This window comes from Agrobacterium sp. CMT1 (genome assembly GCF_037203725.1).
GTDB lineage: Bacteria > Pseudomonadota > Alphaproteobacteria > Rhizobiales > Rhizobiaceae > Agrobacterium > Agrobacterium pusense.
Window position 1 is genome coordinate 116,882 of record NZ_JBBCAR010000002.1, and the last position, 17,265, is coordinate 134,146.

The 17,265-nt window shown below is 57.9% G+C and carries 14 protein-coding genes and 1 tRNA gene; 6 read left to right on the forward strand and 9 right to left on the reverse strand.

The features are described from left to right. Positions 1-195: 195 nt before the first annotated feature. Together WA845_RS03240 and phoR are read right to left on the reverse strand one after the other, a co-directional pair. The gene (locus WA845_RS03240) at positions 196-1,230 is read right to left on the reverse strand and encodes a substrate-binding domain-containing protein (RefSeq protein ID WP_004439763.1); all 1,035 of its coding nucleotides are present in this window, start codon (positions 1,228-1,230) and stop codon (positions 196-198) included. Positions 1,231-1,424: 194 nt separating this feature from the next. After that, positions 1,425-2,693 carry a phosphate regulon sensor histidine kinase PhoR gene (phoR, locus tag WA845_RS03245; protein WP_112555912.1) on the reverse strand — a complete coding sequence of 423 codons (1,269 nt, stop codon included), beginning with the start codon at positions 2,691-2,693 and terminating at the stop codon, positions 1,425-1,427. A gap of 230 nt (positions 2,694-2,923) precedes the next feature. Here phoR and ppk2 point away from each other — a divergent pair, with 230 nt between their 5' ends. Next, a complete protein-coding gene (ppk2, locus tag WA845_RS03250) occupies positions 2,924-3,820 on the forward strand; it encodes a polyphosphate kinase 2 (protein ID WP_112555914.1) in 897 nt (298 codons plus the stop codon). 33 nt (positions 3,821-3,853) lie between these two features. On the opposite strand, the gene WA845_RS03255 is transcribed toward ppk2, so the two are convergent. Next, a complete protein-coding gene (locus tag WA845_RS03255) occupies positions 3,854-4,999 on the reverse strand; it encodes a hypothetical protein (protein ID WP_077986614.1) in 1,146 nt (381 codons plus the stop codon). Positions 5,000-5,252: 253 nt separating this feature from the next. Here WA845_RS03255 and WA845_RS03260 point away from each other — a divergent pair, with 253 nt between their 5' ends. The 4 genes from WA845_RS03260 to WA845_RS03275 all read left to right on the forward strand — a co-directional run bounded on the left by WA845_RS03260 (position 5,253) and on the right by WA845_RS03275 (position 7,253). Further along, positions 5,253-6,215 carry a nitronate monooxygenase gene (locus WA845_RS03260; RefSeq protein WP_112555916.1) on the forward strand — a complete coding sequence of 321 codons (963 nt, stop codon included), beginning with the start codon at positions 5,253-5,255 and terminating at the stop codon, positions 6,213-6,215. A 135-nt stretch (positions 6,216-6,350) separates the two neighbouring features. Continuing rightward, a tRNA-Thr gene (locus tag WA845_RS03265) sits at positions 6,351-6,426 on the forward strand. Between the two features lie 108 nt (positions 6,427-6,534). Then, a complete protein-coding gene (locus WA845_RS03270) occupies positions 6,535-6,693 on the forward strand; it encodes a YqaE/Pmp3 family membrane protein (protein WP_004439740.1) in 159 nt (52 codons plus the stop codon). Positions 6,694-7,010: 317 nt separating this feature from the next. After that, entirely contained in the window at positions 7,011-7,253 is a 243-nt protein-coding gene (locus tag WA845_RS03275) for a DUF982 domain-containing protein (RefSeq protein WP_006698942.1), read from the forward strand. A 99-nt stretch (positions 7,254-7,352) separates the two neighbouring features. On the opposite strand, the gene WA845_RS03280 is transcribed toward WA845_RS03275, so the two are convergent. The 6 genes from WA845_RS03280 to WA845_RS03305 all read right to left on the reverse strand — a co-directional run bounded on the left by WA845_RS03280 (position 7,353) and on the right by WA845_RS03305 (position 15,192). Beyond that, positions 7,353-7,745, reverse strand: coding sequence for a PRC-barrel domain-containing protein (locus tag WA845_RS03280; RefSeq protein WP_337322193.1), 393 nt, complete (start codon positions 7,743-7,745; stop codon positions 7,353-7,355). A 123-nt stretch (positions 7,746-7,868) separates the two neighbouring features. Next, the gene (locus WA845_RS03285) at positions 7,869-8,750 is read right to left on the reverse strand and encodes a helix-turn-helix domain-containing protein (RefSeq protein ID WP_162719254.1); all 882 of its coding nucleotides are present in this window, start codon (positions 8,748-8,750) and stop codon (positions 7,869-7,871) included. A 109-nt stretch (positions 8,751-8,859) separates the two neighbouring features. Next, entirely contained in the window at positions 8,860-11,049 is a 2,190-nt protein-coding gene (locus tag WA845_RS03290) for a TonB-dependent siderophore receptor (protein ID WP_112556152.1), read from the reverse strand. 177 nt (positions 11,050-11,226) lie between these two features. Then, the gene (locus WA845_RS03295; RefSeq protein ID WP_112555922.1) at positions 11,227-12,903 is read right to left on the reverse strand and encodes an ABC transporter permease subunit; all 1,677 of its coding nucleotides are present in this window, start codon (positions 12,901-12,903) and stop codon (positions 11,227-11,229) included. A gap of 72 nt (positions 12,904-12,975) precedes the next feature. Further along, positions 12,976-13,992 (reverse strand): extracellular solute-binding protein, encoded by a 1,017-nt coding sequence (locus WA845_RS03300; RefSeq protein ID WP_112555924.1) that lies wholly within the window; start codon positions 13,990-13,992, stop codon positions 12,976-12,978. Positions 13,993-14,145: 153 nt separating this feature from the next. Then, positions 14,146-15,192 carry an ABC transporter ATP-binding protein gene (locus WA845_RS03305; protein ID WP_112555926.1) on the reverse strand — a complete coding sequence of 349 codons (1,047 nt, stop codon included), beginning with the start codon at positions 15,190-15,192 and terminating at the stop codon, positions 14,146-14,148. 354 nt (positions 15,193-15,546) lie between these two features. Between WA845_RS03305 and WA845_RS03310 the strand changes: the two genes are divergently transcribed. Continuing rightward, entirely contained in the window at positions 15,547-17,259 is a 1,713-nt protein-coding gene (locus tag WA845_RS03310) for a long-chain fatty acid--CoA ligase (RefSeq protein ID WP_037089366.1), read from the forward strand. The last annotated feature ends 6 nt before the right edge of the window (positions 17,260-17,265 follow it).

The following is a 17,265-nucleotide window of genomic DNA, read 5'->3' on the forward strand; positions in this document are numbered from 1 at the left end:
ATCATCCCGGAATGCCTGCCAAGTGACTGTATCAAAGTCCGGCAAGCGTCAAGGTTGATACATCCTATCCATCTGTAATCCATAGACAATCATGTGGACGACGATGAATAGGAACTGTCAACCGAAGACATTCGCCCAAGCTGAGAGGCACCGGATGGTATGAGGGGCGCGGCAGGCCGCACCCCTCCTTCTTCATTACATCGTGGAACCGGCCGAGAACTTGGCACGGATTTCTTCGCGCTCTGCGTCCGGAGCGGCAACCAGGCCGTAATTTGCGAGCGGGGAATCCGGGCCGATCATTTCGTCGGAAACGAAGAACTCGACATATTCCTTAAGGCCCGGGATAACGCCCAGGTGAGCCTTCTTCACGTAGAAGAACAGCGGGCGGGAAACCGGGTACTTGCCGCTGGCAACGGTTTCAGTGGACGGAACAACGCCCGAAACGGTAGCGACCTTCAGGCGGTCGGCGTTGTTTTCATAGAAAGCGAGGCCGAAGACGCCGAGGCCTGTCTTGTTGGCGTCGATGCGAGCGAGCGTCTCGGTGTAGTCGCCGTCGATGTCGACTGCAGCGCCGTCCTTACGGACTGCTACGCACTTGGCAGCAGCCTGCTTAGCGTCGGTGATCAGCGTCTTGATGACGTCGGTCGCCTTGGCTTCCTTGCAACCGTCAGCCATGATCTTCTCTTCGAAGACTTCGCGGGTGCCGTGCTTGGAACCCGGGATGTAAGCGGCGATCGCTACATCCGGCAGTTCCTTGTTGATTTCCGACCACTTCTTATAGGGGTTGGCAACGAGCTTGCCGTCCTTGACGATTTCAGCGGCGAGAGCGAGGTAAAGGTCTTTCGGCTCAAGCTTGATGTCCTTGTTGGAAGAATCCATTGCGAAGACGATACCGTCGTAACCGATCTTCACTTCCTGAACGTCGGTAACGCCAGCAGCCTTACAGGCGGCCAGTTCGTCGCTCTTGATCTTGCGCGATGCGTTGGCGACGTCGATGGTGCCTTCGCCCACGCCCGAGCAGAACGCCTTCAGACCACCACCCGTGCCGCCCGACTCGACGACCGGAGCCTTGAAGTTCGGGAAGGTTTCGGCAAAAGTCTCGGCAACGATCTTGGCATAAGGCAGAACCGTGGAGGAACCGGCAACCTGGATCTGGTCGCGAGCAGCGGCGGCGCCAGCGAAGGCGACAGAAGCCACCAGAGCTGCTGCGGAAAATTTAACGAAGTTCATTTGTCTCTCCCGTCGTGGGCTTGTTTGTGGACGCAGCCGATAGCGGCACTCGCTCTTAGCATGCGCTCGGCGACCTCTTCTTAACCACCGTAGCCCCATCCTTTTATGTCACTTCGATGAAAGATTTGTGACAAGCTAAATAATTGATTTAAAATGCAAATTTACGTGATATTTTGTATGTACGGGTATTTATGTCAGAATCTGACGGTAAAATCCGTGCCGCTGCCTAGTTCAGATTTAATGATGAGCCGAGCGCGGTGGCGGGTGAGAATGTGCTTGACGATGGCAAGACCAAGCCCCGTTCCCTTTTTGGAGCGGCTGTCGGCGACGCTGACGCGATAAAACCGTTCCGTCAGCCGCGGCACATGTTCGGCCGGTATGCCCGGCCCCCGGTCGACGACGCTTACCTCTACCGGCTTGCCGGGCTCAGCCCGCAGCCAGACATCAACAATCTTGCCTTCCTGGCCGTATTTGCATGCATTTTCCACGAGGTTCTGGAATACCTGCACCAGTTCGTCGCGATCTCCCTGCACCTCCGCAGGACCATCCGGCAGATGCAGGGTGATATCGACATCGAGTTCGTTGGCAAGCGGCAGAAGCGTATCGCGCACATGGCCTATGACGGGAACGAGATCGACCTTCTGATCCGGCGCGATATTGGCGCGCAGCTCCAGCCTCGAAAGGGACATGAGGTCATCCACGAGCCTGCTCATGCGGGTTGCCTGATCGAGCATGATGGCGAGGAAACGCTCCTGCGCCTTGGGATCGTTGCGCGCCGGCCCCTGCATGGTTTCGATGAAACCGCGCAGGGAAGCCAGCGGAGTGCGCAGTTCATGGCTGGCATTGGCGACGAAATCGCTGCGCATGCGGTCGATGCGGCGAAGTTCCGAGACATCGCGGAATGACAGGATGTAGAAAAGCGGGCCCGCCCCCTCGCCCATATCCGCACGGGCGATACGGACGATGAAGACCCGTTCTGAGGGGAAACGCTCGGAATGTTCGACCTGATTGGGCTCCCCGGTGGCGATGGTTTCGCGAATGACATCCAGCAGGCCCGGCGAGCGCAGCCTTGCGGAAATATGCGCCCCGGCGGGAAGCTGACCAAACGCCCGTTCGGCCGCGCCGTTCTGAAACAGCACGCTGGCATTCTTATCGAGAATGAAAACGGGCGTATCCAGCACGGCAAGACCTGCCCTGACGCCGGAAATGACATTTTCAGCTGGAACATCAGGCTCATCCACCTGTCCGGCCGCATTTTTGGCCTTTTCGGAAAAGGCCGGTTTTTCGCGAACGGCTAGAATGGCGATGACCGCGCAGAGCCAGAGGACGGCCGGCATATAGGGCGTGTGCAACTCGGAAACTGCCACGATGGCGAGCATGCTGACGACGAGCACGGGCAGCCAGTTCCGGCCAAGCTTCTTTGCCAAAAGCCTTAATCCACTATCGCCTTCCATGACTGCCATTTCAGCCTGCTTTCCACTCTCGCTCGACAGCGCATCGAAATCTCATAGGCCAGCTTCATGACAGAGATTCATCACCGCATATTTTCCACAGCGTATATGTGCAAATTCCACGCTGCAATCGTCACACCGCCACAGCTTTCTCAAGCAATCCTCTTTCGCTTGAATTCTGCCGGTCGATGTGAACTCATTGGCGGCGAGTTGCCTTTACACAACAACAGCCGGAGGAAACCATGGCCGATGAAACGAAGAAGCGGACAGTTGAGATCACCGTTGGCGGAAAGCTGCGCAGCTTTGACATCGACGATCCGGTTCTTCCCGACTGGGTGGAGGAAAACAAGCTCTCGGCCGGCAATTTTCCCTATGACAAGAAAATGAAGCGCGAGGAATACGACGCCACGCTGGAGGCGCTGCAGATCGAGCTTGTGAAGGTCCAGTTTTGGCTCCAGGCCACAGGCAAGCGGGTCATGGCAGTTTTCGAGGGCCGCGATGCGGCCGGCAAGGGCGGCGCCATCTTCGCGATCCGGTCTTATCTCAACCCACGCTATGCCCGCGTCGTGGCGCTGACCAAGCCGACGGAAACCGAGCGTGGGCAATGGTATTTCCAGCGCTATATCTCGCATTTTCCCACGGCAGGCGAACTGGTTCTGTTCGATCGCTCCTGGTACAATCGGGCCGGAGTGGAACCGGTGATGGGTTTCTGCACCCCCGAGGAACATAAACGCTTCCTCAAGGAAACGCCGCGCCTGGAAAAGATGCTCGCCCATGAGGACATCCACTTTTTCAAGTTCTGGCTCGATATCGGACGGGAAACGCAGATCGACCGTTTCCACGATCGCCGCCATAGCCCGCTGAAGTGCTGGAAACTTTCGGACATGGACATAGCCGCGCTGACGAAGTGGGACGACTACACGCAAAAGCGCGACGAGATGCTGGAAAAGACCCATACCGATGTCGCGCCCTGGACGGTGGTACGCGCCAATGACAAGCGCCGGGCCCGGGTCAATCTCATCCGCCACATTCTCAATTCGCTGGACTATGAAGGCAAGGACAAGAAGGCGATCGGCGAGATCGACAATAAGATATTGGGGGCGGGCCCGAATTTTCTCGGAAAAGCCGAAGAGAAATAAGGAGAGCCGCCTTTGGCGGCTGCTCGTACCCTTTTACTGACCCGGCAGGATGCGCACGGAATAAAGGTTGACCGGGCGGCCACTGCCATCGATATCGCTGTTGATGAAAATCCTGCCCGGCGCGTTGGGGGCCAGCGAACGCTCGAATGTCGCGTTCAGCAGCATGTCGGCGCGCTCGGCCGTGGCCGTAAAGCGGTGGCGCGAACAATCGCCCAAGGTAGCGAAATCGCATGCGACGGACACCTGTGTCTGCCGGTCACTGGAGGATTGCAGGGTAATGGATATGGTCGAGGATTTCCCGGCCATGTCCCGCATCACTTCGACTGGAACCTCGATGCTGACGGCGCCATCCTGCGCCACGCTTCTCGACGTCACCCGAATTGCCTTGCCGGCGGGCGTTGCGATATTTTCGACATTGGCGCGTGGACCTGCCGAAACTCCGGAATTACCGCGCTCGGCATTAAAAACCTCGACCCAGTCGTCCGAAAAGCCACGCCCGGCCGATAGGCTCGGGGCGGGTTCGGCGCCATTAAAGTCCTCTGCCTGCACCTGCGCCGGCGGATTGGGCACGCTGGTATCCCGCTGTTCCGGAGAGAGCAGGACGCCCGAGGAATAGGCCCACCAGGCGCCGAAACCGACAAAGGCCAGAAGCGTGACATAGATGAAAAGCCGGGCAAAAAGCCCGCGGCGCTTGCGGCGACCAACAGCACCTTCGGGGCGGAAGGCAAGCGATGCGTCAGCCGCACTGGAACCTCTTCTCGATGGTTTTCCGCCGCGCCGGCCTGGTCGGGGGGATTCCGGAGCCGTGGCGGCACCGGGTCGCGCATCGCGCGTTTCACCGCGCAGTTCCGGCTCGACAGACACTTCATCCCGATGGGGCGGCTGCGAAACGGGATCGACGGAACCATCATCCTGCGCCGCGCTTTCCTGCACGGGCGGCCGCAATTGCTGCTCCACCCTGTCCAGAAGCCGGTTGCGTTCCTCGTTCTCGATGAGGTGGATCAGGCTTTCAAGCCGCTGGCGCTGCTGGGCAACAATCTGCGGGTCGTCGATGCCCTGCTTGCGCAGGCCCGCTTCCAGTGCCTGACGGGACGATTGATAAATACGTGCACGAACTTCGGCGTTCGATCTGTCCGATTTTTCCAGAGCATTTCTGATTGCCGTTTCCAGTCCGCTCACGACCGATCCTTGTTCTAATGCGCTTTGCAAAATATGCGGCGCTGCGCCATGGGTTCACGATTCGGTAACGGCTATGCCGCCCCTCCGCAAGCATCGTTTGTGATAAAGACCGGATTGTCTTGGGGAAAATCGATCTATTGTGGCGCTACGAACGCAGGTTCGGCGACGCCTCGCGGTACTGTTTTCGCTTCCAATCCAACACCGAACACGATAATGACTTACGTGCGCGTAAACGTAATCTGGGGGAGGAGCCATGCTACCGTCCGTGCTGAAAGACAATCTGCGTCTTCCGGTCATAGCGTCACCATTATTCATCATTTCGCACCCGCAACTGACGCTGGCGCAATGCAAGGCGGGCGTCATCGGCGCTTTCCCGGCGCTGAATGCGCGGCCGGAAAGCCAGCTCGATGAGTGGCTGGCGATGATCACCGAAGAGCTTGACGCGCACAACCAGGCCAACCCGGATCGTCCGGCCGCGCCGTTCGCGGTCAATCAGATCGTGCATATGTCCAACCGGCGACTGGAACATGATCTCGGCCTTTGCGTGAAATATAAGGTCCCGGTGGTTATTTCCTCGCTCGGTGCCGTGCCGGAAGTCAATGCGGCCGTGCATTCCTACGGCGGCATCGTCCTGCACGATGTCATCAACGATCGCCATGCAAGGTCGGCCATCCGCAAGGGCGCGGATGGGCTGATCGCCGTCGCGACGGGCGCCGGCGGCCATGCGGGCACACTTTCTCCCTTCGCCCTCGTGCAGGAAATCCGCGAGTGGTTCGATGGCCCGCTGCTGCTTGCCGGCGCCATTGCCAATGGCGGCTCTATCCTCGCGGCACAGGCGATGGGCGCGGACATGGCCTATATCGGCTCCCCCTTCATCGCCACTCAGGAGGCCCGCGCCTCCGAAGCCTACAAGCAGGCAATCGTCGATGCGCATGCCAAAGACATCGTCTATTCGAACTATTTCACCGGTGTTCACGGCAATTATCTGAAAAGTTCGATCGTCGCCTCCGGCCTCGACCCCGACAAGCTGCCGGAAGCGGATCCCTCAAACATGGATTTCGAATCGGCTTCCGGCGGCGCAAAAGCCTGGAAGGACATATGGGGCGCGGGCCAGGGTATTGGCGCGGTCAAGGCGGTGGAGCCGGTAGCGGCTCTGGTTGATCGGCTGGCCCAGGAATACGAGGTTGCGAGGGGCCGCATCTGCGCCGGAGCCTGATACGCCCTTAAACATTGGACAGGCAAAGCTTTTTGCGGAAATTTCAAAAGCCACGCATTCAAGGCTTGAAATCCGTCGGCATTGCCTGTATCAGCCCGCCATGAAGCTGATCCGTGACAGACGGATCACAACCGGGCCGCTTTAGCTCAGTCGGTAGAGCACATCATTCGTAATGATGGGGTCACGTGTTCGAGTCACGTAAGCGGCACCATTTTCAAACAAAAATCCATCTCAAAAAGCACGTCCGTGCTTAAGTGAAACCAAACCGCCCCACACACGTTCTCCGGCTGGTCAACAGTCAACCGGAAAGCCTGTCATCGTGGACGTCATTCGTATTCTCATCGCCATCATCCTGCCGCCGGTTGGTGTATTTCTCCAGGTCGGACTGGGGCTGCACTTCTGGCTCAACATTCTTCTGACGCTGTGCGGTTATGTGCCCGGCATCATACACGCGATCTGGGTGATCGTGCGGAGGTGACGTTCCGCATCGCGTGACGATGGAATGTCCGCAATTTTTTAGCACGTGATTAAATTATCATGTGCTTCTGGAACCGCATCTTCTCCTTCACGTTATGGTGATGACATAGACAAGGAGAAAATCATGAACCAGATCATCTACATCGTCGGCCTCGTCGTTATCGTCCTGGCGATCCTTTCGTTTTTCGGCTTCCGCTGATCACCGTTGTCAATTCCATTGCTTGCGCTTATCCTAGGCGGTAGTGACACAGGACAGCGTTCATGGGTTGCTCCGCTGTCGGGTTTGTTTCGGGATCGCGTTGCTCTGGGAGGTGCACGATGAAGAACGAGAGATGGACAGAGCCTGTTGAGGTCAATCTGGATGCGAACGGCAAGAGTGTCGTCGCCGGCCCATTCGAAGCACTGACATTGTTGACCGAAGGCTGGCCAAATCGGCGCGGATTGAGTTTCGTGAGAGCCAGAAGTGCCTGCCGCGCTGCACTTGACGGGCGAAAATCGCCGGAGGAAGCGCGTAAGTGCTTCACAGATGCGGTTTCCGACATGCAGAAGAACCCACATTAATGCAGAAAAAACGGCTCCTTCAGGAGCCGTTTTTGTCAGGCGTTTCCGGCTGAAAATCAGCTGAAAACGCCACAATGCCCGTTGGCAAGATTATTCGCCTTACATCCAGTAAGGGGCGACGCCGTAATAGTCGTAGACCTTACGATCCCTTGCGTTCAGCAATTCGTCATCATCGAGATTGGCGAAATGCGGGGCATTTTCGATCTGTTCCTTTGTCAGGTCGATGCGGTAGCCGTCGAGCTCTTCGTCGTAATGCAGCTTTTCCCATGGCAACGGATAATAATCGTCGCCAATGCCGAGAAAACCGCCGAAGCTCAATACCGCATAGGCCACGCGGCCGCCGCGCTTCTCAAGAATGATGCGCTGGATCGAGCCGATATGCTTGCTGTTGGCGCCGTAAACGCGGGTGCCTTCAACCTTGTCGCTGGCGATGAGGCTGGGCGTGTCCTTCACATAGGGGTCCTGGCCGGCGCGGGGTTCCTGATGCAACATGATAGTTTCCTCCTTGATTTCCGCAATGGGTCACGTCTGTAAACCCGTCGCCGGAGAAATCGTTCCGGTGCGTTTCAGATGCCGTCAGGGAATTTTTTGGAGAAAGAACGGAACAAAAAGTAGTTACTGGCGGCTCCTCTGCCAGACCGAGGGGGACACCCCCACCATCTTTCGAAAGACGCGGGAGAAGTGCGCCTGATCGGAAAATCCGGCTGCGATGGCAATGTCGGTAAGCGCCATCTCGGTTCGCATCATCAGATCCTTGACCCGATCAATACGCGCCTGCATCTGCCACTGGTGCGGCGGGACGCCGGTGGAGGCCTTGAAGGCATGGCTGAAATGGGATTGCGACAGGTTTGTAAGTTCCGCAAGTTCCTCAAGCCGGATCGACCGAAGGCAATGTTCGCGAATATAATCCGTCGCCGCCCTCAATTGCCAGGCGGCGAGCTTGCTGCGCTTTTTGACCGGCTCCCGCCTCACTTTCAGAAAATCCGTCAGCAGCGCCAGCACGAGGCTCTCGCCATAGAGATCGTGCAGCGGATCGGGATTGTCGCATTCGGCTGCGATCAACCGCGCCAGCGCCAGCAGGCGCTCATCCTCGAACATCAGATGCGGGTCGAGCAAACCGTGCGGATCGAAACCCTGCACCAACCGAGCCCCCAGCAGTCCAGCGTCGAAGTGCAGATCGAGGTGGCGGAGGAAGGAAACGTTGCTCAACTCCGCATGCACATCCAGATCGGCAGGCACGAAGGAAATACGGTTCACCTCGGAGGCAATATACTTGTCGCGGCGGCAGCCGTTCATGACGAACCTGCCATCATCCTTTCCATCCATCTCCAGCAGAAAAACAAAACGCGGGTCCTTGCCGACATAACGTCCACCTGCTTTCGGTGCACAACGCACGTCCCAGAGATCGGCAACGATGCCGTTCCAGACCCTTGAGCGCGGGCCGCCTATAACGGCAAAACCGTCGATCTCATTTTCCATCCGCACTCGGAAAGCCATGGCTTCTCGATCCCGCAGGGCGCGCCATGGCGCCACTATAACATGATAAGTTTATTCATGTTTATAGTGGCAAACCAATTTTCCCGCAACTGCGGCCTTTGACCAGGCCTTACCACTTCTTGGAAAGCTTGAAGGTGATGGTTCGGCTGTCACCCCAGCCGCAGACGGAGACACCGGCGCAGCCCTTGACGTATTCCTTGTCGAAGACATTGGCGACGTTGATGGATGCGGTCCAGTCGTCCTTCTGGTAACGGACCGCGGCATCGAAAACAGCGGCGTCAGGAACGCGCAATGTATTCGCCGCATCCGCCCAGGATTTGCCCTGATACCGCACACCACCGCCGATGCTCAATCCGTCAAGTGTATCCGTGGTGAAAGCATAGTCCAGCCACAGCGAAGCGCTATGGGCGGGCACGATCCATGGCGATTTGCCAATGAGATTTGGATTGGCATCGCGGGTAATGTCGATATCGGTGTAGGAATAGGAGGCAAGTGCCTTCCAGTTTTCATTGAGATTGGCTTTGGCCTCCAGCTCGAAGCCGGTGGATTCGACCTGTCCGAACTGGCCGCTGGTGGTCACCCCACCCGCCGTATACGACACGATAGCATTATCCTTGACCAGTTTGAAGACCGAGGCGGTGATGCTGCCATCGAAGAACGTCGGCTCGTATTTGATGCCGGCTTCGAACTGGTGGCCTTCTTCCGGCACGGCGGGTGTGCCGTCTGCAAGCGTATCGATAAGCGGATTAAAGAAGGTGGCGGCGGAGACGTAGGGCGTCAGGCCATTGTCGAACTCGTAGGCAAGGCCGGCGCGGCCGCTCAGCGCGTCGTCACTGGAGCGGCGGGACAGGCCCGTCGGCAATCTGTTGTTCAGCTCCGTATCGACATAGTCGTAACGGCCATTCAGCGTCACAAGCCAGCCATCTCCGAACCGCAGCTGGTCCTGCGCATAAATGCCGATCTGCTGTTGGGTCACGATGTTATCGGCATAAACGAAATTCGTTCCCTGCGCCGAACCGTAAACCGGATTGAGCGCGCCGATCGCATTCGACCCGCAGCAGGCCTGCACCTGATCCAGCCGGTAATATTTATAGTCCAGACCAAAGAGCAGTGAATGGCTGACGGCACCGGTATCGAACTGGCCTTCCACTCGGTTATCCACACCGAAGCTATCGACCTTCGACACGCCGTCGTAACCGAAGCGGGTCAGCATATAGTCCTTGGTGATCGGATCGAGTCTCGGCTGGCCGTTGGCATCGGCATTTGCCCAGCCGCCGGGATAGGGCCCGGTCTCGTGCTTGTACAGATGCCCATAACGGGCGTTCTGACTGATCTTCCAGCCATTGTCGAATTCATGGCTGACCTCGTAGCCCGCCATCGATTGATAGACGCGGCCGTTATCAAGGTCCGGCTCACCATAAAAGGCTTCACGGTTGAGCTTGCCGAAGGGCGCGTCGGCCACGGTGCCGACATAAGGAAGGAAACCGTTGCCCACATGCACCTGGTCAAGCGCCGAAAAATACCCATAGAGCGTGGCGCTTGTCTGCGCATCCGGCTCGAAAGTGACTTGCGGCATGATGAAGCCGCGCAAATCCTCGGAGTAATTCGTATAGTTGTCGCCGCCCGAGACCTTGCCGGTAACGCGGTATTTCCATACGCCCTCATCATCCACCTTGTCGCCGAGATCGAAACCGAAGAAAGCGTTGCCGAAATTATTGATGCCGATTTCCGTTTCGCGAACGCGTTCCTCCTGGGTGCGCTTGCGGATCATCTCAACGATGCCACCGGGATTGGCGCCGCCGTAGAGCACCGACGCAGGCCCCTTCAGGACTTCAACCCGCTCCAGACCATAGGCATCCATCTGGAAACCGCCGAAACCGTAACTGAACAGGTTCAGCCCATCCAAAAACACCCCAGTCTGGGTGGCCTGAAAACCGCGAATGTAAAACCAGTCCGTATCCGGATCCGTGCCAAAGGGCTCCGCCGTCACGCCTGGGGTATACCGCAGCACCTCGTCGATCTTCGTCACCGCGCCGCGGTCGTTCATTTCCTGGCGGCCGACGACCGATACGGATTGCGGAATATCTCTGGTTTCCGTCTCGGTTTTTGAACCCGTCGCGCTTTTCTTCGCGACGTAGCCCCCGACGGGGCCAGTTGCGTTTTCCGCGCCCTGCCCGTCAACGGTAATCTGCTGAAGGACGGTTGTGTCCTGCGCGTGCACCATCGCGGGCGCCAGCAAAACTACGGCAGCCGTTCCCAAAGCCAGATGGCGCAAAAACATCCCATGCAAATTTTTCAAGATATGCCCCGAAAACATCGCGACCGTATTGATATCCCAAGGGTCGCAGCACCTCAATTAAGCTGAGTATTTACATCAGGATTAAGGCGCGATGCTTGTCGTTTTCTGGGTGGATTTGAAGCTTATTGGCCTCTCGCACAATTTTGCGCCCGCAATTTATCAGGCGGAGCTTCGATGTCAGCTCTTGCGCCGGCCGATCCTTGCAAGTTGCATGACCGGAAGCATGCCGATGACGACGATTGCCAAGGCTGCGATGGCCGCCTCCTCGTAGGTGCCACGCGCCGCTTCGCCATAAAGATGGGTGGCAAAGGTTTCGAAATTGAGCGGCCTCAACAGGAGCGTAGCGGGAAGCTCCTTGACGCAATCCACGAAGATCAGCAATGCCGCAGCCGCAAGTGAGGCCTTGGAAAGCGGAAGATGGACGTGTCGGAATGTCTGCGTTGCGGATCGCCCGAGCGTTCGCGAGGCGTGATCGAAGGACTGCGGGATGCGGCTGAGGCCAGCATCCACCCCACCAGCGGCAATGGTAAGGAAACGTGCGGAATAGGCGTAGATCAGCGCGGCGCCACTGCCGATGAAGATGAGGCCTGTCGATATGCCGAACCAGTCGCGCATGGTCTCGTCGACAAAGCGGTCAAAGCCGCCGAGCGCGATCAGGACGCCGATGGCGATGACCGTTCCGGGGGCGGCATATCCCACCGTCGAAAGACGATAGGACCAGAGCGACAGGCGGCCCGGCGCAAGGCGCATGGCGTAAGCGACGACAAGGCCGAGAATGAGGGTGATCACCGTCGCCACCCCGGAAAAGACGATGGTGTTCAGGGCCTCATCGGCAAAACGGGGGGACAATCCGTTGAAACGAAACCGTTTCCATGCCTCGGTGACGAGATAGCTGGCTGGCGCCATAAAACCGATCAGGACCGGCAAGCTGCCCAACAAGAAAGCGGCCCAACCCTTCAGGCCATTGAGCCGCAGCGGCTCCAGTTGCCTGCTTTTCTGCGCAGAGACCGCGTAGCGCTGCTTGCGTCGCGCCCAGCGCTCAAGCGCCACGAGGGCGACAACGATGAACAGCATGGAAAGCGCAATCTGCGCCGCACCCGGCAGGTCGGATTTCGTGACCCAGGTGGTGTAGACGGAGACGGTGAGTGTGCGGACGCCAAGAAATTCGGACGCGCCGATATCGTTCAGCGCTTCCATCAAGGCAAGGCTGACGCCGACCGCAATCGCCGGGCGCGCCAGCGGCACCGCTACCTTGAAGAAAGCCGCACGTCTGGAGACTCCGAGCGTGCGCGCCGCTTCCAGCAGGTTGCCTGCCTGCGTGAGGAACATGGCGCGCACGGGAATATAGACATAGGGAAACAGCACGAAGCCGAGAAGGACGATGCATCCGGTCATGGACCTTATGTCCGGAAGACGGAATTCACGCGGGCTGGAATAGCCGAGCAGCCAGCGGATCGCGCCCTGCACAGGCCCGATGGGATGCAGAATATCCAGATAGGCGTAAGCGACGATATAGGTGGGCATGGCCAGCGGCAGTAGCAGCGCCCATTCCAATATTTTGCGGCCGGGAAAATCATAGGCGGTGACCAGCCAGGCGGCACAGGTTCCGACGATACCTGCCAGCAGCCCGACACCGGCAAGAAGGATCGCCGTATCCGGAAGCGCCGTCCAGAGCACGGTTGAGCCCAGATGCGACCAAAGGCCATCAGAACCCTGCAACGCCTGCGAGACAAGCGCCATAACCGGAACCATGGCGCTGCAAACCGCCAGCACTGAAAGGCACAGCCACCAGAAGGAGGATGAAAATCTGACTCGGGCACGAGGTGACAATGGCTGGGTGGCGTCTGGGTTCATGTGCTTCTGGAAAATACGCGGAAAGGCGCCCGCAATTGCGAACGCCTTTCACATGTTATCGCTGATTGGCCTTTACTTGTCGAAACCGACCTTGTCGACCAGCTCGCTCGCCTGCTTGCGATGCGATACGATTTCCGTCAGCGGCTTGTTATCGATCTTCAGCGTGCCGAACGAAGCGACGATCTCGTTGAGAGCCGCGCCCTGCTTGACCGGATATTCGTAGTTGGCCTCGGCATAGATCTTCTGGGCTTCGTCGGAAACGAGATATTCCAGAAGCTTGACGGCTTCCGCCTTGTTCGGCGCATTTTTCGCCACGGCTGCGCCGCTGATATTGACCTGCGTGCCGCCATTCTTGAAGGTCGGCAGAACCACGTTGATGGCGTCGCCCCACTTCACCTGCTCCTCGCCGCCCTTGCCCGAGCGCATCAGGCCGACATAATAGGAGTTGGCGATACCGATATCGCAAATGCCGCCGAGGATGTCCTTGGCGACATCGCGGTCACCGCCACCTGCCTTGCGGGCGAGGTTTTCCTTGACTCCGGCAAGCCACTTCTCGGTGTCTTCAGCGCCATAATGGGCGATGTAGTCGGCAAACAGCGCCGTATTGTAGGGATGCTGTCCGGCGCGAATGCAGACCTTGCCCTTCCACTTCGCATCAGCGAGATCTTCATAATTGAAGGAAGCGAGATCGAGGTCCTTGGCTGCATACAGAACGCGGGCTCGCATGGAAAGCGCGAACCAGTGACCCTTGGCATCGCGCAGTTCAGCGGGGATCGCCTTGCTCAGGGTCTCGGATTCGACCGCCTGCGTTACGCCCTTTTCAGCGAGATCGACAAGATTGCCGGCGTCCACCGTCATCAGAACGTCAGCCGGCGAACTCGCGCCTTCGCTCAGAACACGCTCCGCAAGGCCGTCCTTCAAAAACACGGTATTGACCTTCACGCCGCTCGAAGCGGTGAAGGAGTCCAGGAGGGGCTGAATGAGGCCCGGCTCGCGGGTGGTATAGATATTGAGTTCAGCGGCATTGGCTGCGCCGGCTGCAAAGGCAACCGTGCTAGCAAGCAGGGCGAACCCGGTAAATTTCTTCATGTTTTGTCTCCCTCTCCGATAACGGCAATAGGGGGAGCAGACATCATACATGATGATACAAATCAAGTTTTATTTCGCCATTTTCCGCCGCCTTTTGATCACCAAGAGTTGAAAATGGGCAGAAAATGAACATGCAAATGCGCTCATTCAACTTCAGGTAAATATCAGCACACCCTTCGGATCAATTCCGAAGCGTATCGCCCGCGTCTTGGCGGCTGTACGCTGCATTGTTCTGACGCGAAGATCAGCTGGTAATCCGGGCACCGCGATGCCGAGCTGTTCGATCTCCCCCAGGAAGACCCGGCTCGATATTTCTCCGGCAATACCTTCTTTCGCGGCGTCTTCGATAATCGAAATCGCATTGGGCCGAACATAGGCAACCGCCGCGAGGCCATCGGGCAGATCGGAGGCATCCCCCAGCATGCCAAGCGGCGTTTCCACGCGACCCTGCCTTACCCGTCCTTCAATCTTGTTGAAGGCGCAGAAAAAATCAGCGGCATAGCGGGTCTTGGGATGGTCGTGGATTTCGTAACCCGTGCCGCTTTGCACGATACGTCCGCGCTGCATCAGAACCACGCGATCGCCCGCCGAAAGCGCTTCTTCGGGATCGTGGGTAACCATGATTGCCGTTGTGCCCAGCTGGCGTAGAAGACCGAGCGTCTCTTCGCGCACATTGTCGCGCAATCCCCTGTCCAGATTGGAAAAAGGCTCGTCCATCAGCAGAAGGCCAGGCTGCGGGGCGAGTGCACGTGCAAGCGCGACGCGCTGCTGCTCACCGCCCGACAGCGTATGCGGATAACGTTTCGCAAGTTCCTTGAGATGCACGTGTTCGATCATCTCGGCAGTGCGCGCCCGGGCCTGCGCTTTCGGCAGCGAGCGGAGGCCGAACATGACGTTCTGCTCGACGGTAAGATGCGGGAAGAGCGCATAATCCTGAAATACGAAACCGATATTGCGCTTTTCGGGCTCGATGAAAGCTCCAGACCCGGCCACGACAGCGCCGCTCAGGGAAACGCTGCCTTTATCGGGTGTCTCCACGCCTGCGATGATACGCAGCAAGGTTGATTTTCCGCAGCCGGAGCGCCCTACAAGACAAATGATCTCACCGCTTTCGACGGACAGATCGATGTCGGACAATACATCCGTATCACCGAATTTCTTGCCCACCGATTTCAGTTCTAGCGCTGCGCTGCCTGCCATTTTTAATCCTGCCCTGCTTTGCGAATTATGTTGATCGCTCAAATCAGGATTAAAGTCAAAAAAGACCGGGAAAATGCGTTTTCCATCACGAGTTGGCGAGATGTGCGGCAGCAATATTGACGTTTACGTTAGAGTTAAATAGGTTTCGCCGATAAGATGGACGTCAAGGGATTACGCGTCTATCATTCGTCACCGGGGAGCGGGAGGAGCAGTCGATCCGGTGACGTCACAAGTGGTTCCCTCACGCCGGCAGATGTCGACCGGTGCGGGAGCCTCGTGAACATCAGGCAGCCGAAAGCGCTGTTCACGCGTTCCACAGAATGCGCGGCGCGAAGAGACTCTGGGAGGAGCAGCATGAGTGAATTGTCCCTGGGACACCCGCAGAACGCCGTCATTGGGAAGCGCTGGCTGTCTTCCTATCCGCCGGGCGTTCCTTCCGAAATTCCCGTATCGACCAATGCCTCCCTCGTCGATCTTCTCGAAAAGAGCTGTGTGCAGTTTGCCGACCGGAAGGCCTTTTCCAGCATGGGAAAGTCGCTGACCTACCGGGAACTGGACGCTGAAACCCGAGCCGTCGCCGCCTGGCTGCAGGCCAGAGGACTGGAAAAGGGCGACCGGGTTGCCGTGATGATGCCGAACATCCTCCAAAATCCGGTTGCGGTTTATGGAATCCTGCGGGCAGGCATGGTGGTGGTCAATGTCAATCCGCTTTACACACCGCGCGAGCTGGAACATCAGCTGAAGGATTCCGGCGCGAAGGCGCTTTTCGTGCTGGAGAACTTTGCACATGTGGCGCAGCAGGCGGTGCCGAAAACCGCGGTGCGGCACGTGGTCGTCGCGGCGATGGGCGATCTTCTCGGCCTCAAGGGACATATCGTCAACCTGGTCGTCCGCAAGGTCAAGAAACTGGTGCCCGCCTATACCATTCCCGGCTCCATCAGCTTCAAGGCGATGCTGAAGGAAGGTCAGGGATTTTCGCTGAAGCCGGTCAGCCTCACGGCGCAGGACATTGCTTTCCTTCAATATACCGGGGGCACGACTGGTGTATCCAAGGGTGCGGTTCTCACGCATGCCAACCTTCTGGCCAACAAGCTTCAGATCAGCCTGTGGCTGGACGCCGCCTTCAACGGCCAGAAGGATCGCCCTGAAGTTCTCAACTTCATCTGCGCGCTGCCGCTCTGCCACATCTTCGCCTTGACGGTGAATTCGCTGATGGGCATTGCGCTTGGCGGCCACAATCTGCTGATTGCCAATCCGCGCGATATTCCCGGTTTTGTGAAAGAATTGTCGCATTATCAGCCGCATATTTTCCCCGGCATCAACACGCTTTTCAACGCGCTGATGAACAACGAGGATTTCCGCAAGCTCGATCTGTCGTCGCTCATTCTGGTTCTCGGCGGCGGCATGGCGGTGCAAAGGCCTGTCGCGGAACGCTGGCTTTCCATCGTCGGCTGCCCCATTGCGGAGGGTTACGGCCTCTCCGAGACATCGCCGGTTGCCACCGTCAACCGCCTCGATTCCACGGAGTTCAGCGGAACCATCGGCCTGCCGATCTCTTCCACCGAAATCGATATTCGCGACGAGGACGGCAACAGCCTGCCCACCGGAGAGGTCGGAGAAATCTGCATTCGTGGGCCGCAGGTGATGGCGGGTTATTGGCAGCGGCCGGACGAGACGGCAAAGGCGATGACATCAGACGGCTTCTTCCGTTCCGGCGACATGGGCTTCATGGATGAACGCGGTTATACCAAGATCGTCGACCGCAAGAAGGACATGATCCTCGTCTCCGGCTTCAACGTCTATCCGAACGAGGTGGAGGAAGTGGCCGCCAGCCATCCAGGCGTCCTGGAATGCGCCGCCATCGGCGTTCCGGACGAGCACTCCGGCGAAACCGTCAAGCTTTTTGTGGTCAAGAAGGACCAGTCGCTCACGGAAGCGGAACTCAAGGCGTTCTGCGCCAAGAACCTGACAAACTACAAGCGGCCGAAGATCATCGAGTTCCGTACCGAGCTGCCGAAATCGAATGTCGGCAAGATCCTGCGGCGCGAATTGCGCAATCTGAACTGAACGAAA

Coding starts and splice junctions, on each gene's coding strand:
- WA845_RS03240 (WP_004439763.1), bottom strand. CDS start 1,230: ATGAACTTCGTTAAATTTTCCGCAGCAGCTCTGGTGGCTTCTGTCGCC.
- phoR (WP_112555912.1), bottom strand. CDS start 2,693: ATGGCAGTCATGGAAGGCGATAGTGGATTAAGGCTTTTGGCAAAGAAG.
- ppk2 (WP_112555914.1), top strand. CDS start 2,924: ATGGCCGATGAAACGAAGAAGCGGACAGTTGAGATCACCGTTGGCGGA.
- WA845_RS03260 (WP_112555916.1), top strand. CDS start 5,253: ATGCTACCGTCCGTGCTGAAAGACAATCTGCGTCTTCCGGTCATAGCG.
- WA845_RS03275 (WP_006698942.1), top strand. CDS start 7,011: ATGAAGAACGAGAGATGGACAGAGCCTGTTGAGGTCAATCTGGATGCG.
- WA845_RS03280 (WP_337322193.1), bottom strand. CDS start 7,745: ATGTTGCATCAGGAACCCCGCGCCGGCCAGGACCCCTATGTGAAGGAC.
- WA845_RS03285 (WP_162719254.1), bottom strand. CDS start 8,750: ATGGCTTTCCGAGTGCGGATGGAAAATGAGATCGACGGTTTTGCCGTT.
- WA845_RS03295 (WP_112555922.1), bottom strand. CDS start 12,903: ATGAACCCAGACGCCACCCAGCCATTGTCACCTCGTGCCCGAGTCAGA.
- WA845_RS03300 (WP_112555924.1), bottom strand. CDS start 13,992: ATGAAGAAATTTACCGGGTTCGCCCTGCTTGCTAGCACGGTTGCCTTT.
- WA845_RS03305 (WP_112555926.1), bottom strand. CDS start 15,192: ATGGCAGGCAGCGCAGCGCTAGAACTGAAATCGGTGGGCAAGAAATTC.
- WA845_RS03310 (WP_037089366.1), top strand. CDS start 15,547: ATGAGTGAATTGTCCCTGGGACACCCGCAGAACGCCGTCATTGGGAAG.